The 25,344-nt window shown below is 69.1% G+C and carries 21 protein-coding genes, 1 tRNA gene and 1 other RNA gene; 14 read left to right on the forward strand and 9 right to left on the reverse strand.

The window, feature by feature from the left end; genetic code table 11:
* Positions 1 to 74: 74 nt before the first annotated feature.
* From ASF52_RS04590 to ssrA, 5 genes are all read left to right on the forward strand, one after another.
* Positions 75 to 151 (forward strand) — tRNA-Met (locus ASF52_RS04590).
* Between the two features lie 73 nt (positions 152 to 224).
* Entirely contained in the window at positions 225 to 1,652 is a 1,428-nt protein-coding gene (locus ASF52_RS04595; protein ID WP_056168600.1) for a DEAD/DEAH box helicase family protein, read from the forward strand.
* Between the two features lie 197 nt (positions 1,653 to 1,849).
* A complete protein-coding gene (locus ASF52_RS04600) occupies positions 1,850 to 2,020 on the forward strand; it encodes a hypothetical protein (RefSeq protein ID WP_443136652.1) in 171 nt (56 codons plus the stop codon).
* Entirely contained in the window at positions 1,995 to 2,345 is a 351-nt protein-coding gene (locus tag ASF52_RS04605; protein ID WP_056168423.1) for a hypothetical protein, read from the forward strand. The genes ASF52_RS04600 and ASF52_RS04605 overlap by 26 nt, the downstream gene beginning before the upstream one ends.
* A gap of 38 nt (positions 2,346 to 2,383) precedes the next feature.
* Positions 2,384 to 2,757, forward strand: a transfer-messenger RNA (tmRNA) gene (gene ssrA, locus ASF52_RS21855).
* 163 nt (positions 2,758 to 2,920) lie between these two features.
* Here ssrA and ASF52_RS04610 read toward each other — a convergent pair.
* The 3 genes from ASF52_RS04610 to ASF52_RS22425 form a co-directional block, all read right to left on the reverse strand.
* Positions 2,921 to 3,574 (reverse strand): general stress protein, encoded by a 654-nt coding sequence (locus tag ASF52_RS04610; protein WP_056168426.1) that lies wholly within the window; start codon positions 3,572 to 3,574, stop codon positions 2,921 to 2,923.
* 44 nt (positions 3,575 to 3,618) lie between these two features.
* Positions 3,619 to 4,005 (reverse strand): hypothetical protein, encoded by a 387-nt coding sequence (locus ASF52_RS04615; protein ID WP_056168604.1) that lies wholly within the window; start codon positions 4,003 to 4,005, stop codon positions 3,619 to 3,621.
* Between the two features lie 255 nt (positions 4,006 to 4,260).
* The gene (locus ASF52_RS22425) at positions 4,261 to 4,431 is read right to left on the reverse strand and encodes a hypothetical protein (protein WP_156368948.1); all 171 of its coding nucleotides are present in this window, start codon (positions 4,429 to 4,431) and stop codon (positions 4,261 to 4,263) included.
* A gap of 379 nt (positions 4,432 to 4,810) precedes the next feature.
* Between ASF52_RS22425 and ASF52_RS04620 the strand changes: the two genes are divergently transcribed.
* Positions 4,811 to 5,464, forward strand: coding sequence for a hypothetical protein (locus tag ASF52_RS04620; protein WP_082478979.1), 654 nt, complete (start codon positions 4,811 to 4,813; stop codon positions 5,462 to 5,464).
* 3 nt (positions 5,465 to 5,467) lie between these two features.
* On the opposite strand, the gene pgl is transcribed toward ASF52_RS04620, so the two are convergent.
* The 6 genes from pgl to ASF52_RS04650 all read right to left on the reverse strand — a co-directional run bounded on the left by pgl (position 5,468) and on the right by ASF52_RS04650 (position 15,252).
* A complete protein-coding gene (pgl, locus tag ASF52_RS04625) occupies positions 5,468 to 6,190 on the reverse strand; it encodes a 6-phosphogluconolactonase (RefSeq protein ID WP_056168429.1) in 723 nt (240 codons plus the stop codon).
* A 59-nt stretch (positions 6,191 to 6,249) separates the two neighbouring features.
* Positions 6,250 to 7,224: a phosphogluconate dehydrogenase (NAD(+)-dependent, decarboxylating) gene (gnd, locus tag ASF52_RS04630; RefSeq protein WP_056168432.1), complete on the reverse strand. Its 975-nt coding sequence runs from the start codon at positions 7,222 to 7,224 to the stop codon at positions 6,250 to 6,252.
* A 148-nt stretch (positions 7,225 to 7,372) separates the two neighbouring features.
* Positions 7,373 to 10,225 carry a bifunctional transaldolase/phosoglucose isomerase gene (locus ASF52_RS04635; RefSeq protein WP_056168435.1) on the reverse strand — a complete coding sequence of 951 codons (2,853 nt, stop codon included), beginning with the start codon at positions 10,223 to 10,225 and terminating at the stop codon, positions 7,373 to 7,375.
* A gap of 126 nt (positions 10,226 to 10,351) precedes the next feature.
* A complete protein-coding gene (gene tkt, locus ASF52_RS04640; RefSeq protein ID WP_056168438.1) occupies positions 10,352 to 12,427 on the reverse strand; it encodes a transketolase in 2,076 nt (691 codons plus the stop codon).
* A gap of 120 nt (positions 12,428 to 12,547) precedes the next feature.
* The gene (locus ASF52_RS04645; RefSeq protein ID WP_082515189.1) at positions 12,548 to 14,458 is read right to left on the reverse strand and encodes a glycoside hydrolase family 15 protein; all 1,911 of its coding nucleotides are present in this window, start codon (positions 14,456 to 14,458) and stop codon (positions 12,548 to 12,550) included.
* Between the two features lie 155 nt (positions 14,459 to 14,613).
* Positions 14,614 to 15,252 (reverse strand): hypothetical protein, encoded by a 639-nt coding sequence (locus tag ASF52_RS04650; RefSeq protein WP_156629966.1) that lies wholly within the window; start codon positions 15,250 to 15,252, stop codon positions 14,614 to 14,616.
* Between the two features lie 284 nt (positions 15,253 to 15,536).
* Here ASF52_RS04650 and ASF52_RS04655 point away from each other — a divergent pair, with 284 nt between their 5' ends.
* The 8 genes from ASF52_RS04655 to ASF52_RS04690 all read left to right on the forward strand — a co-directional run bounded on the left by ASF52_RS04655 (position 15,537) and on the right by ASF52_RS04690 (position 25,205).
* Positions 15,537 to 16,124 (forward strand): ANTAR domain-containing response regulator, encoded by a 588-nt coding sequence (locus ASF52_RS04655; RefSeq protein WP_056168611.1) that lies wholly within the window; start codon positions 15,537 to 15,539, stop codon positions 16,122 to 16,124.
* Positions 16,125 to 16,137: 13 nt separating this feature from the next.
* Positions 16,138 to 17,163, forward strand: a complete 1,026-nt coding sequence (locus ASF52_RS04660; protein WP_056168443.1) for a CmpA/NrtA family ABC transporter substrate-binding protein — start codon at positions 16,138 to 16,140, stop codon at positions 17,161 to 17,163.
* A gap of 460 nt (positions 17,164 to 17,623) precedes the next feature.
* Positions 17,624 to 18,913: a CmpA/NrtA family ABC transporter substrate-binding protein gene (locus ASF52_RS04665; RefSeq protein WP_056168446.1), complete on the forward strand. Its 1,290-nt coding sequence runs from the start codon at positions 17,624 to 17,626 to the stop codon at positions 18,911 to 18,913.
* On the forward strand, positions 18,913 to 19,782 hold the full coding sequence (gene ntrB, locus ASF52_RS04670) for a nitrate ABC transporter permease (protein ID WP_056168449.1): 870 nt from the start codon (positions 18,913 to 18,915) through the stop codon (positions 19,780 to 19,782). Before ASF52_RS04665 ends, ntrB begins: the two co-directional genes overlap by 1 nt.
* A 10-nt stretch (positions 19,783 to 19,792) precedes the next feature.
* Entirely contained in the window at positions 19,793 to 20,587 is a 795-nt protein-coding gene (locus ASF52_RS04675) for an ABC transporter ATP-binding protein (RefSeq protein ID WP_056168452.1), read from the forward strand.
* A 9-nt stretch (positions 20,588 to 20,596) separates the two neighbouring features.
* Positions 20,597 to 21,811, forward strand: coding sequence for an NAD(P)/FAD-dependent oxidoreductase (locus ASF52_RS04680; RefSeq protein ID WP_056168455.1), 1,215 nt, complete (start codon positions 20,597 to 20,599; stop codon positions 21,809 to 21,811).
* An 11-nt stretch (positions 21,812 to 21,822) separates the two neighbouring features.
* Positions 21,823 to 23,610, forward strand: a complete 1,788-nt coding sequence (locus ASF52_RS04685) for a NirA family protein (RefSeq protein WP_056168458.1) — start codon at positions 21,823 to 21,825, stop codon at positions 23,608 to 23,610.
* Positions 23,607 to 25,205: a sulfite reductase subunit alpha gene (locus ASF52_RS04690; RefSeq protein ID WP_056168459.1), complete on the forward strand. Its 1,599-nt coding sequence runs from the start codon at positions 23,607 to 23,609 to the stop codon at positions 25,203 to 25,205. The genes ASF52_RS04685 and ASF52_RS04690 overlap by 4 nt, the downstream gene beginning before the upstream one ends.
* Positions 25,206 to 25,344: the final 139 nt, after the last annotated feature.

The raw sequence follows: 25,344 nt of genomic DNA on the forward strand, positions 1-25,344 counted from the left end.
CGCCGCCAGACCTGCACAGCACATCACATCCCCTCCAGACGATCCGAACTTGCCCAAAAGGCAAAACACCCTGGCGCGGGGTGGAGCAGCCCGGTAGCTCGTCAGGCTCATAACCTGAAGGTCACAGGTTCAAATCCTGTCCCCGCAACCAACATCACAACAACAAACCAAAAGCCCCCAACCTCACGGTCGGGGGCTTTTCGCTGTGCCAAGGAGCCGGTCCCATCGCCGAGTCGCCAGACCTCCTCGTTCCTCGTCCGCATCAGGAGGAGGCGGCTCGGACCATCCTAGAGGCGCGGGCCGACAGGAAACCCGGTTTCCTGCTCGGCGACATGACGGGGCTGGGAAAGACCCTGTCGGTGTGGAGCGCCCTGGCGCGCATGCCTGAATCCGAGATCCTCATCGTCTGCCCGAAGGGCGCCATGCCGCAATGGCGGCGGACCATCGCGCAGGCGGGCCTGGCGCCGAAGGCCGTGACGCTCATCAATTACGAGCGCACCAAATCGCTCATGGCCCCCCCGGCCGCGAGCACGAAACGGTCGACGCGGGCGAAGAACAACGAACTCGCCAAGCGCGGGGTCCTGAAACGGACCTGGCCCCTCGTCGCCTTCGACGAGAGCCACCGCCTGCGCAATCCGACGGCCCAACAGAGCCTGGTCTGCCGCCAGATCGCGGAAGCTGCCACCTTCACGGTCTATCTCAGTGCCACCGCGGGTCAGGCGCCGCACGAACTGTCCTATCTCGGCCGACTCCTCGGGGCTGCCGCCGGCTCTCCCTGCGAGACCCTGGCCGACTTCCGCATCCTCCTGCGAAGCCTCGGCATCGGTGGGGCGAAGGGCCGGTGGGTCAATTGGAGCTGGACCGCCAATGCGCGCGACTGCGCAGTGATGGCGGATCTTCTCTATGGGGGATCGAAGGCCATCGGCCTGCGCCGGCGTCCGGGCGACATCGCCGGTTGGCCCGAGGTGCAGCGTGAGCTCGCCGCCACCGCCCTCGATCCAGCGGCGCGCCGGCTCTACGATGCCAACTGGCGGGAGTTTCGCCGGGCCTGGGGCCTGCTCGGCGGGAGCGGCCGCCGCCCGGCCGGGTGGGCGGCCGATCTGCGCTTTCGGCAGAAGGCCAGCCTTCTGCGCGTCGACGGCACGGCGGATTTCGTCGAGACCCTGCTCGAAGCCGGCCAGGCTGTGGCGATCTCCGTCGCCTTCCTGGAAACGGGCGCCGCCCTCACCGAAATTCTAGCCCGACGCGGCTGGCGTGTGGGCAGCATCGACGGAACGCGGGACGCCGGGACGAACGAGAGCGAACGGGTGGCATTCCAGTCCGGCGCACGCGACGTCATGGTCTTCACCGTCACGGAATCGATCTCGCTCCACCGCAACGAGATGCCGGGGGGCGAGGCGGTGCGTGCCCTCGTCATCCACGACATGCGCCACAGCGCGATCCAGGTCGCACAGATCGAGGGCCGCTGCCATCGCGACGGGGAGCAGGCGACGATCTACTACGCGTTCGCGGAAGCCACGGTGGAGGAAGCCATCGCCGGTACGGTTCTGCGCCGCATGAGAGCCATGGACGCGATGGCCGGCGAGGACACGGCGCTGCTCGATGCGATTGCGGTCCTCATCGAACGGTCCCCCGAGCCTTGCGAGCTCTGATCTCTGTTTCCGACCGATGCGAATTCCGAGCGCTTTCCGAGACTGGCTTCGACGCTTCCGGCGAAACGCCTTCGGATGAACCCGATCGGCGAACGACGTTGCGGACAAGTCCGCAGGCAGTCGTCGGCCGGGTCGGCTTTCGTCAGAATCGGATTCCACTTTGCCGAGCGATGCCGTAAGGCGAGCCCATGTCAGACTTGGAAGCTCTTCTCGACCGCCTGAAGAATGCTCAGCGCGATCTCATCCTGGACGCTGCGAAAGTCGCCATGTTGCCACCGGACAGCATGTTGCGCCGGATCGCCGATCTGGAGAATACCATCGCGGCCGTCGAGGCGCTTATCGATGAACAGCGTCACGCCCGCGCCTGACCGTCGGGTCCTGGAGACGCCGGACGGTCGCTACATCGTCGTGCGGGGGCGGCTCTGGCGGCGGGCCCGGCCGGATCTGTCCGCAGATGTCCGCGATCGTCTCGTGCACGGTCTCATGGATGCCCGGCGTGCGGTGAAGGCCGGCCGAAAGGGCGACGACGCGGCCGCCGTCGCGGACGCCCGAGCGGCCGTCGATCGCGCCAAGCGAGGTCTCGGCGAGCGTGGGCCGGTTTGGTGGACGGATGGGGCGCCGGATCTCAACCGCCGCCTCGCGCGCAACACGCCTTACGCGGACTGGTACGCCGGCCAAGATGAGACGGCATAGGGCGGGAGCGGACCGTGGGCATCGTTTCGGTGCAGCCCGGACTGGACCCGGGGCGAGGCATCACCTATATTCCGAGTGCGGTTGATGACCGGTTCATAATAACGTTTCAGGACCCGGAGGGCAGTACTCCGGCGCCTCCACCAAAAGCTCATCGCGGGACATCCGGGTAGCGTTGGGCTTCTGATGGGGGCGAAATAGGATCGACTGGGCGGTAAAGGGATCGCGAGTTCAGTCTCACTTCGGTGGGATACGATGCGACTGTCGGTAAGGTTTCGACCGGTTTGGCGTAGGTAACCCCTATTCCAGGCATCTGACCAAAACTCTAAATGCCAACGATAACGTTGTCATGGATGCCCGCCTCGCGGCGTAAGCATCTTGCGGTAGGGTAACCGTCGAAACAGAACCCGGGGCTTCGGCTCCGGGACCCATCTTTCTCTTTGCAGCTCTGTCAGCAGCCGGATCGCGCGAAGCGCGGTGCGGTTCTTTCGTGTGCGTGGCGCGACCGGGGTTTCGGTCACGAAAAACGCCCCGCGACGGATCGCGGGGCGTTGTCTTTCACCGAAGCGGCGCGAACCTTAGACGGGGTTCGACGGGTATGCCCGAACGCGGGTCCGTCCATCGGCAGCGCTCGGAAGTGCGCTCGGATGCGCGGCGGAAGCGGCCTGCGGTGCCGTCCAACCCTCGGCGCGCCAGCCCTGAGCGCGCTCGTCGATGTCGATGGAGCCATGCTCCTCGAGAACGTCCATGACGGTCGCCGAGCGGGTCTCGTCCGCGCGCACCGTCACGAGGGTGCCGCCGCGGCGCACGCCCTCGGAATAGGTGTGCGCATCCGTCTCGCTCAGGCCCGCACCGGTGAGACCACCGGCCAGACCGCCCGCTGCCGCGCCGATGCCGGCACCCGTGAGGGTGGCGACGAGCCAGCCGGCCGCGACGACGGGGCCGACGCCCGGTATGGCGAGCAGACCGAGACCGGTGAGGAGGCCGGCGGCACCGCCCAGGACCGTACCGACGGTCGCGCCGGTACCGGCGCCGGTGGCCGCGCTCTCCGTCGTGTCGGTGTGGCCGGTCGTGGTCGCGTGCGTACCGACGCGTCCGCTGTGGCGATCGCCCTCGTTGCTGCCGACGATGCTGATGTCGCTGTGGGGAATGCCCTGCGCTTCGAGCTTGGCGACGGCGGCGCTCGCATCATCGTAATTGTCGTAGAGGGCCGTGATGGTCTGGTGTGCCATGGTGGACTCCTGTTCGGATCGTGAAGGATTGGTCGAGGTCGCGCTTACTGCGCGGCGACGTTGCCCTTGAAATCGACGCCGACCTTGACGGGCTTGCCGTCGAGCATCGCGTTGGCGCGCCAGATGCCCTTCTCGTCCTTGGTCAGACCTTTGACGTCCTTGTACCCGGCTTCCGTAAGGCGGTGATGCGTCTGGGCCTCGGTGAAGCTGTTCGCGCCCTCTTCGAGCTTCGCACCCGTGGCGGCGTGGGCCGTTCCGGGCTTGGTGGCATCGGGCTTGTCGGTGTTCGGCCGGGTCACGGCCTCCTGGCCGCCGGACGTGGCGCTGGACTTGGCGTCGGGGGCGGGAGTTCCGGTCACGGTGGTCTGGGCCAAGGCCGGGCCGGCGCCGAGGACCGTCAGGATAGCGAGGGTTTGCAGGGTCCGGTTCACGGTATTCTCCTTGAGCTGAGGACCCAATCAATCAACGGGATCGCCCAATCGTTCCGCTTGCACAGCGATTGGGTCAGTCTTGATCGCCACGATGCATGCGCTTGACCGGACGTCGTTCGCCGGCTCACCGTAGCGATCGGGCCTAATCCGACCTGGATACGAAAAACCGTCCCCCGCCGAATGAACCTGATCATTCCCGATACGGTGGCTTTGCTGTGCCGATCACCCGAGCGCGGCGGCGGGCGTCCGAGCGGATCAGGATGCGGCGTCCGATCCCTCTGCGTCCTGCGGCGTGGCTTCGTCGCCGGCGAGTCCCGCCGGGTGCTCCACGAGCGGAAACATCTCGGACAGGCCCTGGGCGACGCCGTAGGTCACGGGATCGAAGGCGGCGGCACCGCAATAGAGAAGGGAATTGGTTTCGTTCACGGACCGCTTGCTCCCGGGGCGATCTCTCCCATCGCGGCGATCCATTCGCCGGGAGAGATGAGTCACAGGGACGTTCAAGTCGTCAGATGCCGATCGTTTCCCATGTTCCAATAAAAAGTCGTCGGTGTGGCCTTGCATGCCGCCTCGCGCTCCCGCCTCACAACGGATGCATCGAGGGTCTATCGGTGGCGGGAAGAGCTATATCCGGAGTCCGGCCGTCGGCCCTCCCGACCCGCCGGAGGAATTCGCGCGATCGGCCTCAGACGATCCTAAGCATTCGCGACAAAGCCCACGAATCGATGGGAACTGTTCAGATTGAGGATCCGTTAACGGCTCATCCCGGCGTGCAGCGGGGATTGACAACGAGAGCCGAATTCCCATGACCCGAGCCCGGCCTTTCGTGCGTGGCGCCGCTGCCGCCACCCTCCTCGCCAGCCTGTGCCTCGCCCTGCCGAGGCCCGCCTTCGCGGCCGATGACGGATTGGGCGGCCTGTTCCAACGCCTGTTCCAGCCGAGCCCGCCCGCGGCGGTGCAACCCGTGCCCGCACCGGACACCCTGGGCGCGCGTCAGACGGATGTCCGCCGTGCCGCCCGGGCCCTGAACAGGCGGCCACGCCCGATGACGCGCTACGCCGCCCTGCCGAAGGCAGAACCGCTCAAGCTCCACGTCGGCGACCGCCAGGTGCCTCTGGACATGAGCGCGGGTGCCGCCGCCGCGTTCATGAAGGATCCGACCTTGCGACCCGGCGACATCGTCGTTCTGAAGGACGGCGTGAAGGTGTTCACCGGCGATCCGGACAAGCGCCACGCGGCGCGCGATTTCGAGAGCATTGGGCGGTCCGCCTTCATCGACAGGCATACCCGGACGTTGCTCTCCGCCATGGTGATGCCCGCCGGAGCGATCCCGGCCGCGGAAGCCCGGCGAATGACGGCCCAGGCACGCAAGGTTCCGCCGACCGCCGTCGCCCCGGTCCAGGCCGAGACGGCGTCCATGCGCATCATCTCGCCGTGGATCGTCGCGACCTCGAACTGATCGTCAGGCGTCGGCGGCGGCGCGATCGAGGAGCCACGTCACCGGTCCGGCGATGCGGGCCGCCGGCAGGTCTTCACCATCGGCGAGGCGCTCGAGCGGTCGTCGCTTGGACGCCCCCGTGACCAACACCAGAACATGCCGCGCGGATGCGAGGGCCGGGAAGGTCAGGGTGATCCGGGGAACGAACGGGGCGAGGCCCGCCTCCGGCACCGGAGCGACCCAGGCGCCGCTCTCCTCGACGGCCGGTTTGCCCGGGAACAGCGAAGCGGTGTGCCCATCCTCGCCGAGGCCGAGGAGAACGAGGTCGAACAGGGGGCGGTCGGGATCGATGGTCTCGGCTCCGTAGAACGCCTTCAGTACCGATTCATAGGCGGCGGCATCGGCCTCCAGGGTACCGCCCGTGGGGATGGGATGGAGATGCCCGGGCGGGATCGGCGCATCCCCGAATGCGTCCTGGGCGGCGCGGACATTGCTCTCCGGATCGTCCCACGGCACGTGTCGGTCGTCCCCGAAGAACCAGTGCAGGCGCGCCCAGGGGAGGGCGTCCGCATACTCGGGGCGAGCCAACAGGGCGTAGAGGCGCTTCGGCGTCGAACCGCCCGAGAGGCAGACGGCGATGCCCCCCTCCGGCGATGCTTCGGAGAGGGCGACGAGCCGGTCCGCCGCCGCCCGTGCGACGGCGTCCGCATCGGCGAGAAGGTCTGCATCGTTGGGCAGGGGGATCATCGCGGCTCCTCGTTTCGGAAGGTCTCGGCGCGTCGATCGAAGGGGATGCGGTGCGGCCCCTATTTCGGCTCCTGGTGTCCGCCGAACCCCTTGCGCATGGCGGACAGCAGCTTGTCGGCGTAGCTCGCATCCTCGCGGGAACGGAAGCGGGCGTAGAGGGCCGCCGAGAGGACGTTGGCGGGCACGGATTCCTCGATGGCCGCATTGAGGGTCCAGCGACCTTCACCGGAATCGGCGACGAAGCCCGAGAAGTTCGACAGGCTCTCGTCACCCGCGAGTGCCCCGGCCGTGAGGTCGAGGAGCCAGGACGAGACGACGCTGCCGCGGCGCCACACCTCGGCGATGTCGCCGATGTTGAGGTCGAAGCGCTGGCCCTCGGGGAGGTCCGTCGAGTTCGCATGCTTGAGGATGTCGAAGCCCTCGGCATAGGCCTGCATCAGGCCGTACTCGATGCCGTTGTGGATCATCTTGACGAAGTGGCCGGCGCCGCTCGGGCCTGCATGGATGTAGCCGTCCTCGGCGCGGGCATCGCGCCCCTCGCGGCCGGGGGTCTTCGGGATGGTGCCGGGGCCCGGCGCCAGAGTCTTGAAGATCGGGTCGAGGCGCACGACGGCCGCGGCGTCGCCGCCGATCATCATGCAGTAGCCGCGCTCCAGGCCCCAGACGCCGCCGGAGGTGCCGACATCGACGTAATGGATGCCCTTCGGCTTCAGTTCGGCGGCGCGGCGGATGTCGTCCTTGTAGAACGAATTACCGCCGTCGATGATCACGTCGTCGGCGGCCATGAGGCCGGCGAGGGTGGCGATCGTGCCCTCCGTGACGGCGCCGGCCGGCAGCATCACCCAGGCGGTGCGCGGCCCATCAAGCTTGCCGACGAACTCTTCCAGGCTCGCCGCGCCGGTAGCGCCTTCGGCGACGAGGGCCGCCACGGCCTCCGGACTCTGGTCGAACACCACGGCCGTGTGCCCGTCGCGCAGCAGCCGGCGGACGATGTTTCCGCCCATCCGGCCGAGGCCGATCATGCCGAGTTGCATGGGTGATCTCCGTCGCGTGAGGAACGCGGGGCGCCGAGGCCCCGCGCCGAAACAACCAATAGAAGGCTCTTCATCACCGGCGCCGTCATTCCGGGGCGCCAGAGGCGGACCCGGAATGACGCAGCGCTGGAACGTCGAACTGCCCGCCCTACGCCAAAGCCGCCTTCAGCGCGGCGGCGATGCGCTTCAGGCCGGCCTCGACCTCGCCGCCCCTGATGTGGACCCGCAGGGCCCGCCGGCCCCGTTCGGCGAGCACCGCAAAATCACCCCGCGCCTGGGCCGCCACCACGGTGCCGAAACCGAGCTTGCGCCCCGGGATCGACAGGTCCTCCGACGGGTCCGCGGTGATCTGGAGGAAGACGCCGGTGTCGGGCCCGCCTTTGTAGGCCTGCCCCGTGGAGTGGAGGAAGCGCGGGCCGAATTCGAGGCAGGTGGCGAGCCGGGTCTTGTCGCGCAGCGCGACGCGGGCATCCTGCAGGATCGCGTGATGCTTCGGGTTGCGCGCCACGTAGGCGAGCAGGGCGACGTAATCGCCGGCCTTGGTGCGGGCGAGGTGCGCCTTCAACGCAGCGTCGAGACCTTCGCCGGCCTGGGGCAGGGCTTCGGCGTTCTTCGCATCGGCGTAGAGCGCGAGGGTGTCGTCGGAGAAGAGCGGCGTCTCTGCGGGCAGGGACCCGCTCGCCTCGGCGGCGTCGAACAGCTTCTTCGTCTCGATCTTGCTCGCTTCCACGTCGGGCTGGTCGAACGGATTGATGCCCAGCATCGCGCCGGCCACCGCCGTGGCGATCTCGAAGCGGAAGAACTCCTGCGGCAGCTGCTCCTCGTTCGCCAGGGTGATGTGGACGACGGGATGGCCCTCGCGCTCGAGGTTGCGCACGGCCTCGTCCTGACGGGCGTCGGCCCGGCTGTCGAGGCGCAGGTACACGAAGATCCGGTCGAGGCCGTAGACGGCCGGCACGTCGACGGGCTCGCCGTCGATGGGGATCAGGCCCTTGCCGTCCTTGCCGGTGGATTCGGCGATGAGCTGCTCGGCCCAGGCGCCGAAGGTGTCGATCCCCGGGGAGGCGATGAACGTGACCTTGTCGCGCCCGGCTGCGAGCGCGGCGGCCCCGAGCGCCGTTCCGAGGAGGACGCCGGGGTTCTGCGCCGGCGGCACGGCCGGTCCGCAGGAGCGGACCATGGTGCGGGCGGTGTCGAGGAACGCCTTCACGTCGATGCCGGAAGCCGCCGCCGGCACGAGGCCGAAGGCCGAGAGCACGGAGTAGCGTCCGCCGATCTGCTTCACGCCGTAGAAGATCTTGCGGAAGTTGTCGGCCTTGGCCGCCGCCTCCATGGCCGAGCCGGGATCGGTCACGGCGACGAAATGCGCTCCGGCGCGCTCGCCCACCGCCGCCTTCATCCGGCCGAGGAAGTAGTCGCGGAAGACGTTGGGCTCCAGGGTGGAGCCGGACTTCGATGCGACGATGAACAGCGTCGTCTCGAGGGTGATCGCGGCCTCGGTCTCGCGCACCTGATCCGGGTCGGTGGAATCGAGGATGCGTAAGCGTGGGAAGCCCTCGCGTGTGCCGTAGGTCTCGGCCAGCACCTCGGGGCCGAGGCTCGACCCGCCCATGCCGAGCACCACCACGTCGGTGAAGCCGGTCTGGCGCACGTCGTCGGCGAAGGCGGCGTAGTCGGAGACGCGGGCGAGCTCGTCCTCGACGATGCGCAGCCAGCCGAGCCAGGTGTCCTCGTCGGCATTCGACCACACGGTCTTGTCGTGGGCCCACAGGCGGCGGATGGCGCCGGACGCGCGCCAGGCTTCCACGGCCTTCTTGGCTTCCGCCGCGATGGGCTCGGGGAGCACCAGGGTCTGGCCGTCGAGCTTGGGCCCAAGGAAGTCGATGCGCTTGCCCGCGACCGCGCCGAGGAGCTTGTCGGCGGCGTCGATGAAGAGCTGCACGCCCTCGTCCACGAGCTGGTCGCCGACCGTCTCGATGTCGATGCCGGCACGGGCCAAACCGTCCATCACGGCCTTGGCCCGAGGAACGTCGGTCTCGATGGCGGCCTTCACGGTGCCGTGATCGCGAAAGGCGTCCATGGTGGCCGGCGGCATGGTGTTGACGGTGTCGGGGCCGATGAGCTCCTCGACGTAGAGCACGTCGGAATAGGCCTTGTTCTTCACGCCCGTGGACGCCCATAGCAGGCGCTGCGCCTTCGCGCCCCTGGTGGCGAGGGCCTGCCATTTCGGCTCGGCGAAGACCGCCTTGTAGCGCTGGTAGGCGAGCTTGGCGTTGGCGATTGCGACCTTGCCCTTGAGAGCCTCCAACGCGGCCTTCTCATCCGCGCCTTCCGTGGCGGCGATCCTGTCGTCGAGGGCCTTGTCGACGGCCACATCGATGCGGCTGATGAAGAAGCTCGCGACGCTCGCCACCTTCGAGACGTCGCCGCCCTTGGCGCCGAATTCCTCCAGGCCGTCGATGAAGGCGCGGGCCACGGCCTCGTAGGTCTCCACCGAGAACAGCAGGGTGACGTTGATGCTGATGCCGTCGGCGGTCAGCGCCCGGATCGCCGGGATGCCCTCACGGGTCGCCGGCACCTTCACCATCAGGTTGTCGCGCGCCACCGTCTTGTGAAGCCGCCGGGCCTCGGCCAGGGTCTCGTCGGTGTCGAGGGCGAGGTAGGGCGAGACCTCGAGGCTGACGTAGCCGTCGGCCCCGTCGCTCGCCTCGTAGACCGGCCGAAGCACGTCGGCCGCCGCCTGGATGTCGGCGATCGCGCAGCCCTCGTAGAGGTCGATGACCCGGGCGTCCCCCTGGTCCATCACCGATTTGAGGGCGGCATCGTATTCCTGCGAGCCGCCGATGGCCTTCTCGAAGATCGACGGGTTCGAGGTCACGCCGCGCAGGCCGTCCTCGTCCACCAGGGCCTTGAGCTTGCCGTCGAGGACGAACCCGCGGGCGACGAAGTCGAGCCACACGGCCTGGCCCTGTTCGGGGAAGAGAGCCTTGAGCGGATTCATGGAAACTCCTCGTCGTCCGTCGCGGTGCGTGGCGCTCACGCGGGGGAGCGCCGTTCAGCCATCATGTCGGGATGCGCCCCCCTCCAACGAGGGGAGCGCATCCCACCTTCGAGAAACCCCCGAACCCTACTTCTTGTGCCGCGCGATCTGGTCGCGTGCGGCCTGAAGCACCTTCTCGGGGGTGAAGCCGAACTTGGCCTGCAGGTCCTTGATCGGCGCCGAGGAGCCGAAGGTGTGCATGCCGATGATCGTGCCGGCGGAACCGGCGTAGCGGTCCCAGCCGATGACCGAGCCCTGCTCGACGGCGACCCGCGCCAGCACGTCCGGGATGAGGACGGAGTTGCGGTAGGCCTCGTCCTGGCGCTCGAACAGGTCCCAGGACGGCATCGAGACCACGCGGGCCTTCACGCCCTCGGCCTTGAGGGCCTCGTAGGCGCCGACGCAGAGTTGCACCTCGGAACCGGTGCCGATGAGGATCACGTCGGGCGTGCCTTCACAGTCGGCGAGCACGTAGGCGCCCTTGGCGGTTCCGGCGGCGCTCGCATACTGCGAGCGGTCGAGGGTCGGCAGGGGCTGGCGGGAGAGGGCCAGCACCGCCGGCTGGTCCTTCAAGCCCATGATCACCCGGTAGGCTTCCGCGACCTCGTTGGCGTCGGCCGGGCGCAGGGTGACGAGGCCCGGGATCGCCCGCAGGGTGAGGAGCTGCTCCACCGGCTGGTGGGTCGGCCCGTCCTCGCCGACCCCGATGGAATCGTGGGTGAAGACGTGGAAGACCGGCAGCTCCATCAGGGCCGCGAGGCGGATGGGCGGGCGCATGTAGTCGGCGAAGACCAGGAAGGTGGCGCCGTAGGCACGCAGGCCCACGAGGCCGAGGCCGTTGACGATGGAGCCCATCGCATGCTCGCGCACGCCGAAATGGATGTTGCGGCCGCCCGGCTCGAACGGCGTCAGGGTGCCGGCGCCCTCGAATTCGAGCTTGGTTTTGTTCGACGGGGCGAGATCGGCCGAACCGCCGAGCAGGTGGGGCACGTTCTTCGCGATCGCGTTGAGGACCTTGCCCGACGATTCGCGCGTCGCCATGCCCTTGGCGTCGGCCGGGAAGACCGGGATGTCGCGGTCCCAGCCCGCGGGCAGGCGGCCGGCGTGCAGGGCGTCGATCTCCTCGGCCAGCGCCGGCTCGGCGGCCTTGGCTTGCCCCATGAACCGCTCCCAGTCGGCGAAGAGCGCCGCGCCGCGCTCGCCGATGCCGGCCTGGAAGTTTTCGCGCACCCCCTCGGGCACGAGGAACTGCGCGTCCTCGGGCCAGCCATAGGCGCGCTTGGCTCCCCGGGCCTCCTCCTCGCCCAGCGCGTCGGAATGGGCCTTGGAGGTGTTCTGCTTCTTCGGGGCGCCGAAGCCGATGATCGAGTTGACGACGATGAGCGTCGGCCGGTCACTGGATTGGAGGAAGGTCTCCAGGGCCCCCGAGATCGCGTGGACGTCGTTGGCGTCGGCCACCCGCAGCACCTGCCAGCCGTAGCCGAGGAAGCGTGTCGCGACCTCCTCGGAGAAGGCCAGTTCCGTATGCCCTTCGATCGTGATGGTGTTGTTGTCGTAGATCCAGCACAGGTTCGACAGGCGCAGGTGCCCGGCGATGGAGGCGGCCTCGGAGGCCACACCTTCCATCAGGTCGCCGTCCGAGCAGATCGCGTAGACGTTGAAGTCGAACAGCGGCAGGTCGGGACGGTTCAGGGTCTCGCCGAGGAAGCGCCCGCCCATGGCCATGCCGACGGAATTGGCGACCCCCTGGCCGAGCGGCCCGGTGGTGGTCTCGACGCCGGTGGTGAAGTGGTATTCCGGGTGGCCCGGCGTCTTGCTGTCGAGCTGGCGGAAGTTCTTGATGTCGTCGAGGGACACCGCCGGCTCGTTGCCGCCGTCGGTCTGGGCGACGCCCGCGAGATGCAGCAGGCCGTAGAGCAGCATCGAGGCGTGGCCCGCCGAGAGCACGAAGCGGTCGCGGTTGGGCCAGTGCGGATGCGCCGGATCGTAGCGCAGGTACCGGTTCCACAGGGTGTAGGCCACGGGCGCGAGCGCCATCGGGGCGCCGGCATGGCCGGAATTCGCCTTCTGCACGGCATCAATGGCGAGGGTGCGCAGGGTATCGATGCTGAGCTTGTCGATGGGGCTCAGGGCCTCGCTCGGCTTGGTGTCGGCTCCGCTCATGATCTCACGTCTTCCTTCGTGTCGCCTGGGCCGCCCGCGCCGCGGATCCGGCCCTCGTCCCGTGGGGGGTCGCCGACGCGACGCCGGACCCGCCCACCTCGATTCCCATAGTGCCGGCCGTCAGGCCGACATCTCGACCGCCTTGATTTCGTCGACCTTGATTTCGTCGACCTTGGCCTCCCCGGCCTCGTCCCCCTGGAAGCATGCCCCCTCGGACCCGGTTCCATCCTCCGCGCCCGCGCTGCGTTCCCGGGCCGGCCCGTTGGCGCGGCTGTAGTTCAGGATGGTGTTCACCAATGTGACGTGGCTGAACGCCTGTGGGAAGTTGCCGACGAGGCGCTTGGCCTTCACGTCGTACTCTTCCGAGACGAGGCCGACGTCGTTGCAGACGCCGATGAGTTTCTCGATCAGGGCCCTGGCCTCCTCGCAGCGGCCGAGCCCGATGAGGTTGTCGGCGTACCAGAAGCTGCACGGCAGGAAGGCGCCCTCGTCGCCCGGCAGGCCGTCCGTGGTCTGGTCCTCGGTGTCGTAGCGCAGGACGAAGCCGTCGCGCATGAGGGTCCGGCCGATGGCCTCGACGGTGCCGACGACGCGCGGATCGTGCTGGGGCAGGAACCCCATATGGGCGATGAGCAGCAGGCTCGCGTCGAGGCGCTTCGAACCGTAGGACTGCACGAAGCTGTTCAGCTCCGTGTCGAAGCCCTTCTCGCAGACCTCGGCGTGGATCTGGTCGCGGATCTCGCGCCAGCGCTCCACCGGCGCCCCTGGGCGGGTTTCGCCCTCTTCCTGGGAGCGGATCGCCCGGTCGAAGGCGACCCAGGCCATCACCTTGGAATGGACGAAGTGCCGGCGCCCGCCGCGCACCTCCCAGATGCCCTCGTCCGGCGTGCTCCAGACCTTCTCGAGGTGGCGCAGGAGCGCCAGGCCGACGCGCCAGCCATCGGCATCGCCGAGCAGGCCGCGCTGGCGCGCCTGGTAGAGGGCGTCGAAGATCTCGCCGTAGACATCGAGTTGGAACTGCTCGACGGCCGCGTTGCCGATGCGCACGGGCTTCGAGTTCTCGTAGCCGGGCAACCAGTCGAGTTCGATCTCCGGCAGCATGCGCTCGCCGGCGATGCCGTAGAGGATGTGGGCCTGCTCGGGGTTGCCGGCCACCGCCCGCACGAGCCAGTCGCGCCAGGCGCGGGCCTCGTCGAGGTAGCCGCCATCCATCATCGCGATGAGGGTGAAGGTGGAATCGCGGAGCCAGCAGAACCGGTAATCCCAGTTGCGCACGCCGCCGAGGTCCTCCGGCAGGGAGGTGGTGGGCGCGGCGACGATGCCGCCGGTGGGATGGTAGATCAGCGCCTTCAGGGTCAGCAGCGAGCGCTGCAGGATGGCGTCCCACGGCGTGCCGCGGGCGCAGCGGTTCGACCAGTCGCGCCAGTGGCGATCGGTCTCGAACAGCACCTTGCGCGGCTGCACCGGCGGGGGGTCGTCCTCGTGCGAGGGGCCGTAGCTCAGGGTGAAGGCGACGCTCTCGCCCGCCGCCACGGTGAAATCGGCCGCCGTAGTCTGGCCCTCGCCGTGGAGCGGCACGAGGGTGCGCAGGACCACCTTGTGCGGCCCCGAGATGGCGCGCAGGTCCCCGAGCTCGTTGTGCGACACCCACGGCACGGCCAAGCCGTAATCGAACCGTACGGCGAGATGCATCCGCATGGCGACGTCGCCGCGCAGTCCCTCGACGATGCGCACGAGGTGGGAGCCGTCGTTGGCCGGCATGTAGTCGGTCACCCGGACGCATCCGGCCTCCGTCTCGTGTTCGGTCTCGAGGACGAGGCTGCCGGTCCGGTACTGCCGCGAGGTCTTCGCCGCCGGGTCGGCGGGGCCGAGCTTCCAGAAGCCGTGATCCTCGGTGCCCAGGAGGGCGGCGAAGCAGGCGGCGGAATCGAACCGGGGCCAGCACAGCCAGTCGACGCTGCCGTCGCGCCCGATCAGGGCAGCGGTGCGGCCGTCACCGACGAGCGCGTAATCCTCGATCCGTCCCGCCATTCACGCCCTCGTCGCGGCCACCTCTCGATGGGCCCCGCCGCGTGGCGCCGCACCATCGATGGCGTCCACCTAGTCCCCCGAGGGGGCAGGGTCCAGGGTCCATTCGGCGATTGCCCGAAGCCGGGCGGCGAAACCGGGGTGAAACCGGACTGCGTTCAGCGCAGGGTCCCGACGAAGTCCACCACCGCGCCGCCCAGCGCAGAGGCCTGCGTGCGCGCCGCAGCGCCCTGAACGCCGACGAAATCGCGAGCCCGGCCCACGGCCCGGATCGCCGGGGCGAAGGGCAGGGCGAGATCGGGCAGGAGGCCGCCCTCCTCGACGGGCACCTCCGCCTGCGCCACGGTCCCGACGGGATCGGCGTGCTGCGCCGCCGCGGGGGCGGCAATGGCCTTGGCGGGGGCGGGCCGACGCAGGGCGGCGACACGGGGCCCGGAGGGCCGGTGCTGCGCGACGGCGGGCGCCGCGACGGTGCCTTGTACCGGAGGGGTGCCTTGTACCGGAGCGGCGACGTGCGCCGCCACCATCAGGGGGAACTGGCGCGGAAAGGTGAGGGCGGCGGGCACGAAGGGCGTCGCGGGAACGGCCTCGGACACCAGGGTCGCGGGCGCCGAAGCGATCCGCGCCGCGAGGGTCGTGGGGGCCGGGGCGGGCACCTCCGGTTCGCGGCAGAACAGCGAGGCCGCGCCGAGCACGAGGGCCATGACGAGGGTGGGAAGCAGGGGCGGGGTGACGCCGGAGGTTGCATCCATGGCGAGGCCGTCATTGGCACACCCGCACTGGCTTCGCTCCGTCATGCCGGCGTCCTCGCAATCCATCGTCTTCGAAACCCCATTAGCGGCGCCGTTTACGGCGGAAGCTGGGCTATTTCCTTTCGCAAAGGTAAACCACGCCGGGCGCGATGCATCCCGCTCCCCGCTGCTTCGGGCCGAGGCCGTTGCCGACACGACGAACCGCCCGTGCCCAAAACCTCGCCTTGCCGAGAATCGTGAGGCCGTGCGATCAGCGGAAGGGCGGCCTTCCCCCAATGTCGGACCCCGCGCCCTTCGCTTCGGACACCCAGCCCCGCTTTCGGACACCGATGACCGAGCCGTCCCTCACCGTGGCCGTGATCGACCCGAGCCCGGCGCGCGCGGCGATCCTCGAAGAGGGTCTGGCGGCGGCCGGCATCGCCCGCGTGGTGATCCTGCCCGACACCGCCGATCTTCCCGCCCGCGTCGCCGCCCTGAACCCCGACGTGGTGGTGATCCATGTCGAGAGCCCGAGCCGCGACATCCTCGAGCAGATGTCCGGCCTGTCGCGCCACGTCGAGCGGCCGGTGGCGATGTTCGTCGACCGCTCGGACGTGCCGATGATGCAGGCGGCGGTGGATGCGGGCATCTCGGCCTACGTGGTCGACGGCCTGCACCCGCAGCGCATCCGCTCGATCCTCGATGTCGCGATCCTGCGGTTCAACGCCTTCGCGCGGCTGCAGCGCGAACTGCTGGAGGCGCGGGGCGAACTCGCCGACCGCAAGCTCATCGAGCGGGCCAAGGGCATCCTGATGACGGCCAAGGGCCTCCCCGAGGAGGAGGCCTACCGGCTGATGCGGCGGAAAGCCATGAACGAGAAGCGCAAGATCGCCGACATCGCCCGCGCCATCGTCACGGCGGCGGATCTGCTCGGATGAGAGCCGTGGTCAGATGAGACTCGCTCTGGGATACGTGCCCCTCGTCGATGCGGCGGCGCTCATCGTCGCCGTGGAGCGCGGGTTCACCGCGGCCGAGGGGCTGGCGGTGGATCTCGTCCGCGAGCCCTCGTGGGCGACCCTGCGCGACAGGCTGGCCCTCGGCCACCTCGACGGCGCCCACATGCTGGCGCCCCTGGCCCTGGCCAGCAGCCTCGGGATCAGCGGACCCGAGACGCGCCTCGCCGTGCCCCTCGCCCTCAACCTCAACGGCAACGCCATCACGGTGTCGCGGCCGCTCTGGGCCGCCATGATGCGCGACGGACCGGGGGACAAGGGCCTCGACACGGTGGCCTCGGCCTTCGCCGGGGTGGCCCGCGCGCGCGCGGGGCAGGGGGCTCCGTTGACCCTCGGCACCGTGCATCCGTTCTCGAGCCACACCTATCAGCTCCGCCTGTTCGCCGCGCGCGGCGGCCTCGACCTCGATGGGACGGTGCGGATGGTGGTGATCCCGCCACCGCGCATCGCCGAAGCCCTGCGGGATGGGCACATCGACGGCTTCTGCGCGGGAAGTCCCTGGAACAGCCTCGCGGTGGAGGAGGGCTACGGTCGGATCGCGGCCTTCGGCTGTGCGCTCGCACCGGACTGCCCCGAGAAGGTGCTGGCCCTGCCCGCCTACGCGGCGCCGACCTGCGGAGCCCTGGTGCGGGCGGTGCGTCGGGCCGGCCGCTGGTGCGCGCGGCGCGAGAACCACGAGGAACTCGCACGCCTGCTCGCGCGGCCGGACCACCTCGCCATCGCGCCCGCCCTCGTCCGCCGCGCCCTGGCCGGCACGGTGGTGGTGGATCCCGACGGCACGCGACGGGACGCGCCGGATTTCGTCCTGTTCGGCGAGACGGCCGAGCGGCCGAGGCCCGCCCAGGTCGATTGGCTCCTCGACCGAATGACGGAGGCCGGCCAGATCGTCGCCACGCCCGAGGTGAGCGAGCGCGCCCACGGCCTCTATCGCCCGGATCTGTACGACGCCGCTCTGCCGGATTGATGCGGCTCGCACTGGGCGGGCACATGCCCGTGCCACCGGCATTCTGCACGCGGATTGTGCAGTGCGGGAGCGAGGCTTTCCACCGAGTCGGAGGACGATATGGTTCCGGCACGTAGAATCACAGGTCCGTGAGGCCGTGCGTCGCGCTCGGGCCCGTCTCGCCCGACCATTACGGAGGGACCTGAGACAAACTGGAAAAATTCCAGAACTGGCATCCGCTTAGGTCGCGCGCAGGATCCCCGACAGGATTGCCGGGACGCACGCACGGAGGCCGTCCCTTCGTCCTGGCACGCCTCCTGCTAGGAGCCGAAGGCCCGTCAACGACGACGGGCCTTATCCGTCGGCAGAGCCGCTGACCCGAGTCTCCCCAAGGCACGCACCGTTATGCGTCCGACGGATGTGCTTGGTCGGCGGCTTTCTGTTTTGGCGCTTTGCAGTCCTGGCGAGGATTCCGGTTTCGATGAGTGATGGTTTTCGCAACAGCCGGCGCAACGTCCTGAAGGGGGCCGCCGCGACCCTCTCCCTGGCGGCACTCGCCCGGACGGCCTTCCCGGGCGGCGCCTTCGCGCAGGGGGCGGGCCCGGAGGTGAAGGGAGCCAAGCTCGGCTTCATCGCCCTCACCGATGCCGGCCCGCTGTTCGTCGCCAAGGAGAAGGGCTTCTTCGCCAAGCACGGCATGCCCGACGTGGAGGTGCTGAAGCAGGCGAGCTGGGGCACCACCCGCGACAACCTCGTGCTCGGCTCCGAGGGCAACGGCATCGACGGCGCCCACATCCTCTCGCCGATGCCCTACCTCATCACCGCGGGCCGGGTGACGCAGAACAACGTCCCGGTGCCGATGCAGATCCTGGCGCGCCTCAACGTCAACGGCCAGTGCATCTCCGTGGCCAAGGAATACCTCGACCAGAAGGTCGGGCTCGATTCCAAGGTGTTCAAGGCGGCCGTCGAGAAGAAGAAGGCCTCGGGCAAGTCCGTGAAGGCGGCCATGACCTTCCCGGGCGGTACCCACGACCTCTGGATCCGCTACTGGATGGCCGCCGGCGGCATCGACCCCGACAAGGACATCGAGACCATCGTCGTGCCGCCGCCCCAGATGGTGGCGAACATGAAGGTCGGCACCATGGACTGCTTCTGCGTCGGCGAGCCGTGGAACGCGCAGCTCGTGCAGCAGGGCCTGGGCTACTCGGCGCTCACCACCGGCGAACTCTGGAAGGACCACCCCGAGAAGGCCTTCGCCATGCGGGCCTCCTGGGTCGAGAAGCATCCGAACGCCGCCAAAGCCCTGACCATGGCGGTGCTCGAAGCGCAGATGTGGTGCGACAAGCCCGAGAACCGGGACGAGTTCGCCGCCATCGTGGCCAAGCGCCAATGGATCAACATCCCGGTGGCCGACGTCGCCGGCCGGATGAAGGGCACCATCGATTACGGCGACGGCCGCATGGTCGAGAACAGCCCGCACATCATGAAGTTCTTCGCCGACAACGCCTCCTACCCGTACCAGTCCCACGACCTGTGGTTCCTCACCGAGGACATCCGCTGGGGCAAGTTCGATGCGCAGACCGACACCAAGGCCCTCATCGCCAAGGTGAACCGCGAGGACATCTGGCGCGAGGCGGCCAAGGCCCTCGGCGTCGCCGCGATCCCGACCTCCACGTCGCGCGGCAAGGAAACGTTCTTCGACGGCAAGGTCTTCGATCCGGCCGATCCCGCCGCCTACCTGTCCAGCCTCGGCATCAAGAGGACCGCGTGATGGCCAACACCTCCACCATCGCCGCCAGCCCCGCCATCGCGAAGGCGGCCGCCAAACCCAAGCGCGCGCCGTTCGTCACGATGGCCACCCTGAACACCATCGCGAAAAACCTGATCCCGCCCGTGGTGGTGCTCATCGCCTTCCTGGTGATCTGGGAGCTGCTGTGCTCGCGCCCCGGCGCCGGCCTGCCGCCGCCCTCGCGCGTCGTCACCGAGGCGTGGGACATCATCGCCCACCCGTTCTACGACAACGGCGGCACCGACAAGGGCCTGTTCTGGCACATCTCCGCCAGCATCCAGCGCGTGGCCCTGGGCTTCGCCCTCGCCACCGTGGTGGGCATCCTCGTCGGTACCCTGATCGGGCAGTCGGAATGGGCCATGCGCGGCCTCGACCCGATCTTCCAGGTGCTGCGCACGATCCCGCCGCTCGCCTGGCTGCCGCTCTCGCTCGCCGCCTTCCGGGACGGCCAGCCGTCGGCGATCTTCGTGATCTTCATCACCTCGATCTGGCCGATCATCATCAACACGGCGGTCGGCATCCGCAACATCCCGCAGGATTACCGCAACGTCTCGGCGGTGCTGCGCCTCAACCCGCTGGAGTTCTTCTCCAAGATCATGCTGCCCTCGGCGGCGCCGTACATCTTCACCGGCCTGCGCATCGGCGTCGGCCTGTCCTGGCTCGCCATCGTGGCGGCCGAGATGCTCATCGGCGGCGTCGGCATCGGCTTCTTCATCTGGGACGCGTGGAACTCCTCCCACATCTCCGAGATCATCGTCGCCCTCGTCTATGTCGGCATCATCGGCTTCATCCTCGACCGCTTCGTCGCCTTCGTCGGCAATCTCGTCACCCGCGGCACCGCGACGGCCTGAGGATCATCCCATGACCTATCTCAGCATCGAGAACGTCGGCATCTCCTTCACCCGCGGCGGCCGCACCAACGAGGTGCTCCGCGACGTCAGCGTGAAGATCGACAAGGGCGAGTTCGTCTCGCTCATCGGCCATTCCGGCTGCGGCAAGTCGACGGTGCTCAACATCGTCGCCGGCCTGCTCAAGGCCTCGACCGGCGGCGTGCTGCTCGAGGACAAGGAAGTGAACAGCCCCGGCCCCGACCGCGCCGTGGTGTTCCAGAACCACTCTCTCCTGCCCTGGCTCACGGTGCGGGAGAACGTGGCGCTCGCCGTCGACAAGGTGTTCAAGGGCAAGAAATCGCGGGCCGAGCGTGGGGCCTGGATCGACCACAACCTGGCGCTGGTGAACATGACCCACGCCGCCGACCGGCGCCCGAGCGAGATCTCGGGCGGCATGAAGCAGCGCGTCGGCATCGCCCGGGCGCTGGCCATGGAGCCGAAGGTCCTGCTCCTCGACGAGCCGTTCGGGGCCCTCGACGCGCTCACCCGGGCGCATCTCCAGGACTCGCTCATGGACATCCATGCGCGGCTGAAGAACGCCGTGATCATGATCACCCACGATGTCGACGAGGCGGTGCTGCTCTCGGACCGCATCGTGATGATGACCAACGGCCCCTCCGCCACGGTGGGCGAGATCCTGACCGTCGATCTCGAGCGGCCGCGCCGCCGCCTCGATCTCGTGGAGGACGCCACATACACCCACGCCCGCGCCGCCGTCCTCGAGTTCCTCTATGCCCGGCACGCCAAGCCGGCCATGGCGGCCTGAGACGCGGCGATGAAGGATCGGCTGGTCGTCATCGGCAACGGCATGGCGTCGTTGCGGTTTCTGGAGCGCCTCACCGAGCGGGCGCCGGGGCGCTACGACGTCTCCGTCGTCGGCGCCGAACCGCAGGCGGCCTACAACCGCGTCCTGCTCTCGTCCCTGCTGGGCGGCGAAGTCGACGAGGCCGGTTGCGCGTTCCGGGGCCTCGACTGGTACGAGAGCCACGGCATCCGCCTCATCACGGGCGCGCCGGTCACCGAAATCGACCGCGAGAACGGCCTCGTGATGGTGGGCGAGACCCACGTCCTGCCCTTCGACAGGCTCGTGCTCGCGGTCGGCTCCGTGCCGATCCGGCTGCCGAAGCCCGGCATGGACCTGCCCGGCGTCCTCACGTTCCGCGACCTCGCGGATGTGACCGCCATCCGCAAGGCGGCGGTGGAGCACGCCCGCGCCATCGTCATCGGCGGCGGGCTTCTCGGGCTCGAGGCCGCCGTCGGCCTCGCGCGCCTGGGCGTCGACACCACGCTTCTCCACGTCATGGACCGGCTGATGGAGCGCCAGCTCGACCACGCCGCCGCTGGCCTGGTGAAGCGCGCCATGGAGGCGCGGGGCGTCAAGGTGCTGCTCAAGGCCGACACCGCCACCGTCGAGGGTGACGGAAAAGTCGAGCGCCTGATCCTGTCGGACGGCACCGTGCTGCCCGCCGACCTCGTGGTGATGTCCGTGGGGGTGCGCCCCAACGTGGCCCTGGCCCAGAATGCCGGGATCGCGGTGGGCCGCGGCATCAAGGTCGACGACCGGATGCAGTCGTCCGATCCTCGCATCTTCGCGCTCGGCGAATGCGCCGAGCATCGCGGCCAGATCTACGGCCTCGTCGAGCCCGCCTACGAGCAGGCCGAGACCTTGAGCCGCCACCTCGTCGGCGAGGAGGTGGCCTATGCGGGCACGTCGCTCGCCACCAGCCTCAAGGTCTCGGGCCTGCCGGTGTTCTCGGCCGGCGCCATCGAGGCGCCGGAGGGCTCCGAGACGATCCTCATGAGCGATCCCGGCCTCGGGCTCTACCGCAAGCTCATCGTCGCCGACGACCGGCTGCTCGGCGCCGTGTTCGTCGGCGACATCGCCGAGCAGGGCTGGTGCAAGGATCTCATCCGCACCGGCGCCTCCGTCGCGGCGCATCGCGACGACCTGATGTTCGGGCGAACCGCCCCCCAACCCCTCGCAGCCTGACGGAGGCTTTCATGGCTGACGATTTCAACGCCGAGCAGAAGCGCTACCTCGAAGGTTTCGCCTCCGGCATCTCCGCGGCCCGCCTCACCGGCGGCCTCGCCCTCGGGCAGGCAAGCGCCCCCCCGGCCGAACCCACCGGGCCCGACGCCATCCACATCAAGGCCCAGGACGCCACGGTGAAGGCCGGCGGCAAGCTCTGCGACCAGGAGAAGTGGAAGCGCGCCGAGAACGCCTTCGACGGCCACAACCGCCTCATCGCGGAGGCCGCCACCGGCAAGGCCCCGAAACCGGAGGACAATTTCCGCTGGCGCTATCACGGCCTGTTCTGGGTGGCACCGGCCCAGAACTCCTACATGTGCCGCCTGCGCATCCCCAACGGCATCCTGCAGCACTGGCAGTTCGCCGGCATCGCGGATCTCGCCGACACCCATGGCGGCGGCTACAGCCACGTCACCACCCGGGCGAACCTCCAGGTCCGCGAGATCACGCCCGAGCACGGCCAGCCCTTCCTCGACGGCCTCATCGACCTCGGCCTGACCGCGCGCGGCGCGGGCGCCGACAACATCCGCAACGTCACCGGCTCGCCGGTCGCCGGCATCGACGCCCAGGAACTGCTCGACACCCGGCCGCTGGCCAAATCCTGGCACAACCACATCCTCAACGACCGCTCGCTGTTCGGCCTGCCGCGCAAGTTCAACGTCGCCTTCGACGGCGGCGGGGTCATGCCGGTGCTGGAGGAGACCAACGACATCGGCTTCCAGGCCATCCGGGTTCTCGACGGCGCCGCCGTGGCGCCCGGCATCTGGATGCGCCTCGTGCTCGGCGGCATCTCGGGCCACCGCGATCTCGCCCGCGACACCGGCGTCGTGCTGAAGCCCGAGGATTGCAACCGGGTGGCGGACGCCATCCTGCGGGTCTTCATCAAGAACGGCGACCGGACCAACCGCAACAAGAGCCGGATGAAATACGTCCTCGACGCCTGGGGCTTCGACAAGTACCTCGCCGCCGTCGAAGACGAACTCGGCCGCAAACTCGACCGCGTCGATCCCGCCCATGTTGCCCCGCGCGGCCCCATGGACCGCTTCGCACATGTGGGCGTGCACGCCCAGGTGCAGCCCGGCCTCAACTGGATCGGCGTGATCCTGCCCGTCGGTAAGCTCACCACCGACCAGATGCGGGATCTGGCCAGAATCGCGACCGAATGCGGCGACGGCGCCATCCGCATGACCGTCTGGCAGAACTTCCTGTTTTCCGGGGTTCCTGACGCGAAGGTGGCCGAGGTCCAGGCACGGGTCGCCGCCTTGGGCCTCACCACGGAGGCGTCGAGCATCCGCGCCGGCCTCGTCGCCTGCACGGGCAACCAGGGCTGCAAGTTCGCCGCCTCGGACACCAAGGGCCACGCCCTCGTCATCGCCGACTACATCGAGGCCAACCTCAAGGAGCTCGACGTGCCGGTGAACGTGCACCTCACGGGCTGCCACCATAGCTGCGCCCAGCACTACATCGGCGACATCGGGCTCATCGGCGCCAAGGTGGTGGTCTCGGAGGAGGGCGACACCGTCGAGGGCTACGACATCGTCGTCGGCGGCGGCTTCGGCGACAGCCCGAAGATCGGCACCGAGATCTGGAAGGCCGTGAAGGCCGAGGATTGCCCGGCCCGGATCGAGGCGCTCCTACGCAGCTACCTCGGCAGCCGCGAGGGCCCGCAGGAGAGCTTCCAGGCCTTCACCCTGCGCACCGGTCCCGAATCCCTGCGCCACAGTGCCGAAGAGCAACCCGTCCTGAAGGCAGCCGCATGAGCGAGCACGTCACGCCCCCGCTGGTTCTCATCCCCGAGAACGCCCCGTTCAACCCCGACCAGCGCTCGTGGCTGTCGGGCTACTTCGCCGCCCTTCTGGGCCCCGCCGTCGAGGGCGCCACGGCGCTGGCCCCCGGCGACATGGGCGGCGGCCAAAAGCTCGCCGACAACGACGACGCGCCGTGGCACGACCCGTCGATGCCCCTGCCCGACCGGATGGAGCTCGCGCGTGAACGGCCCGAGGCGCAGAAGCTCATGGCCGCCATGGCGCAGCAGGATTGCGGCCAGTGCGGCTACAACTGCGCCGACTACGCCAACGCCATCTTCCTCAAGAGCGAGGAGCGCCTGAACCTGTGCCAGCCCGGCGGCAAGGACACGCTCCGGATGCTGAAGAAGCTCGACGAGGAGTTCGGCGCCGGCGGCGGGGCCGCCCCGAAGACCGCCGGCGACACCGCGCCCAAGGCCGAACCGACCCTCGGCCCCCTCGGCTTCTGCCGCGAGAACCCCGTGGAGGCGACGTTCCTGTCTCGGCTCCGCTTGAACGCGCCTGGGGGCGAGAAGGAAACCTGGCACGTCGAGATCGATCTGACCGACACGCCCATCGAGTACGTGGTCGGCGACTCCCTCGGGCTGTTTCCCGCCAACGCCCCGGCCCTGGTCGACGCGGTCATCGCCGAGCTCGGGGCCCGTCCCGAGCGCAGGATCGGACGCAAGACCCTGCGGGATTGCCTGCTCACGGACTATGCGCTGGGCGGCGCGCCCGACGGGCTCTACCAGCTCCTCTCCCTCCTCACCTCGGGCGAAGCGCGCAAGAAGACCCAGGCGCTCGCCGCCGGCGAGGATCCGGACGGCGACGCCGCCCATCTCGACGTGCTCGGCGCGCTCCACAAGTTCCCCGGCGCGCGGCCCGACGCCGAGGTGTTCCTCGAAGCCCTCGACGAGTTGCAGCCCCGGCTCTACTCGATCTCGTCCTCGCCGAAGGCCGATCCCGGCCGGGTCTCCCTCACGGTGGACGCGGTCCGCTACAGCCACCGCTCGCGCCTGCGGCTGGGCGTGGCCTCGACCCATCTCGGCGAGCGCATCCCCGAGGGCATGAAGGTCAAGGTCTACCTCCAGAAGGCGCATGGCTTCGCCCTGCCCGACGACCTGTCGAAGGACGTGATCATGGTCGGCCCCGGCACCGGCATCGCGCCGTTCCGCGCCTTCCTGCGCGAGCGCGACGCCACGCAGGCGCCGGGCCGCAACTGGCTGTTCTACGGCCACCAACGCCAAGCGAGCGACTTCTTCTACAGGGACGAGCTCAACGCCCTGAAGGACAAGAAGCTGCTCACCCGCCTGTCCCTGGCCTGGTCCCGCGACGGCGGCGAAAAGACCTACGTGCAGGACCGCATGCGCGAGAACGGCGCCGAACTCTGGAAGTGGTTCGAGGGCGGTGCCCATTTCTACGTCTGCGGCGACGCCAAGCGCATGGCCAAGGATGTGGAGCGGGCGATCATCGACGTCGCCGGCCAACACGGGGGCAAGAACCCCGACGAGGCCGTGGCCTACCTCGCCCATCTGAAGAAGACCGGGCGGTATCAGGCCGACGTGTACTGAGAGGCAAAACCCTCCCGGCGCCGTGGGCTATCGAACTCCGCATATCTGGCGCTCTTCAGAACGGGCGCGTCCCTCTCCCCCTTGTCGGGAGAGGTTAGGAGTGGGGGCGGTTCCGCCAGACCCCGCAGCATGAGGGGCA

It is taken from the genome of Methylobacterium sp. Leaf112, from assembly GCF_001423295.1.
Classification (GTDB): Bacteria; Pseudomonadota; Alphaproteobacteria; order Rhizobiales; family Beijerinckiaceae; genus Methylobacterium.

Excerpts from the sequence above, each read along its gene's own strand:
- ASF52_RS04605 (WP_056168423.1), top strand. The coding sequence starts at position 1,995 with ATGAACAGCGTCACGCCCGCGCCTGACCGTCGGGTCCTGGAGACGCCG.
- ASF52_RS04610 (WP_056168426.1), bottom strand. The coding sequence starts at position 3,574 with ATGGCACACCAGACCATCACGGCCCTCTACGACAATTACGATGATGCG.
- ASF52_RS04620 (WP_082478979.1), top strand. The coding sequence starts at position 4,811 with ATGACCCGAGCCCGGCCTTTCGTGCGTGGCGCCGCTGCCGCCACCCTC.
- pgl (WP_056168429.1), bottom strand. The coding sequence starts at position 6,190 with ATGATCCCCCTGCCCAACGATGCAGACCTTCTCGCCGATGCGGACGCC.
- gnd (WP_056168432.1), bottom strand. The coding sequence starts at position 7,224 with ATGCAACTCGGCATGATCGGCCTCGGCCGGATGGGCGGAAACATCGTC.
- ASF52_RS04635 (WP_056168435.1), bottom strand. The coding sequence starts at position 10,225 with ATGAATCCGCTCAAGGCTCTCTTCCCCGAACAGGGCCAGGCCGTGTGG.
- tkt (WP_056168438.1), bottom strand. The coding sequence starts at position 12,427 with ATGAGCGGAGCCGACACCAAGCCGAGCGAGGCCCTGAGCCCCATCGAC.
- ASF52_RS04645 (WP_082515189.1), bottom strand. The coding sequence starts at position 14,458 with ATGGCGGGACGGATCGAGGATTACGCGCTCGTCGGTGACGGCCGCACC.
- ASF52_RS04650 (WP_156629966.1), bottom strand. The coding sequence starts at position 15,252 with ATGACGGAGCGAAGCCAGTGCGGGTGTGCCAATGACGGCCTCGCCATG.
- ASF52_RS04655 (WP_056168611.1), top strand. The coding sequence starts at position 15,537 with ATGACCGAGCCGTCCCTCACCGTGGCCGTGATCGACCCGAGCCCGGCG.
- ASF52_RS04660 (WP_056168443.1), top strand. The coding sequence starts at position 16,138 with ATGAGACTCGCTCTGGGATACGTGCCCCTCGTCGATGCGGCGGCGCTC.
- ASF52_RS04665 (WP_056168446.1), top strand. The coding sequence starts at position 17,624 with ATGAGTGATGGTTTTCGCAACAGCCGGCGCAACGTCCTGAAGGGGGCC.
- ntrB (WP_056168449.1), top strand. The coding sequence starts at position 18,913 with ATGGCCAACACCTCCACCATCGCCGCCAGCCCCGCCATCGCGAAGGCG.
- ASF52_RS04675 (WP_056168452.1), top strand. The coding sequence starts at position 19,793 with ATGACCTATCTCAGCATCGAGAACGTCGGCATCTCCTTCACCCGCGGC.
- ASF52_RS04680 (WP_056168455.1), top strand. The coding sequence starts at position 20,597 with ATGAAGGATCGGCTGGTCGTCATCGGCAACGGCATGGCGTCGTTGCGG.
- ASF52_RS04685 (WP_056168458.1), top strand. The coding sequence starts at position 21,823 with ATGGCTGACGATTTCAACGCCGAGCAGAAGCGCTACCTCGAAGGTTTC.
- ASF52_RS04690 (WP_056168459.1), top strand. The coding sequence starts at position 23,607 with ATGAGCGAGCACGTCACGCCCCCGCTGGTTCTCATCCCCGAGAACGCC.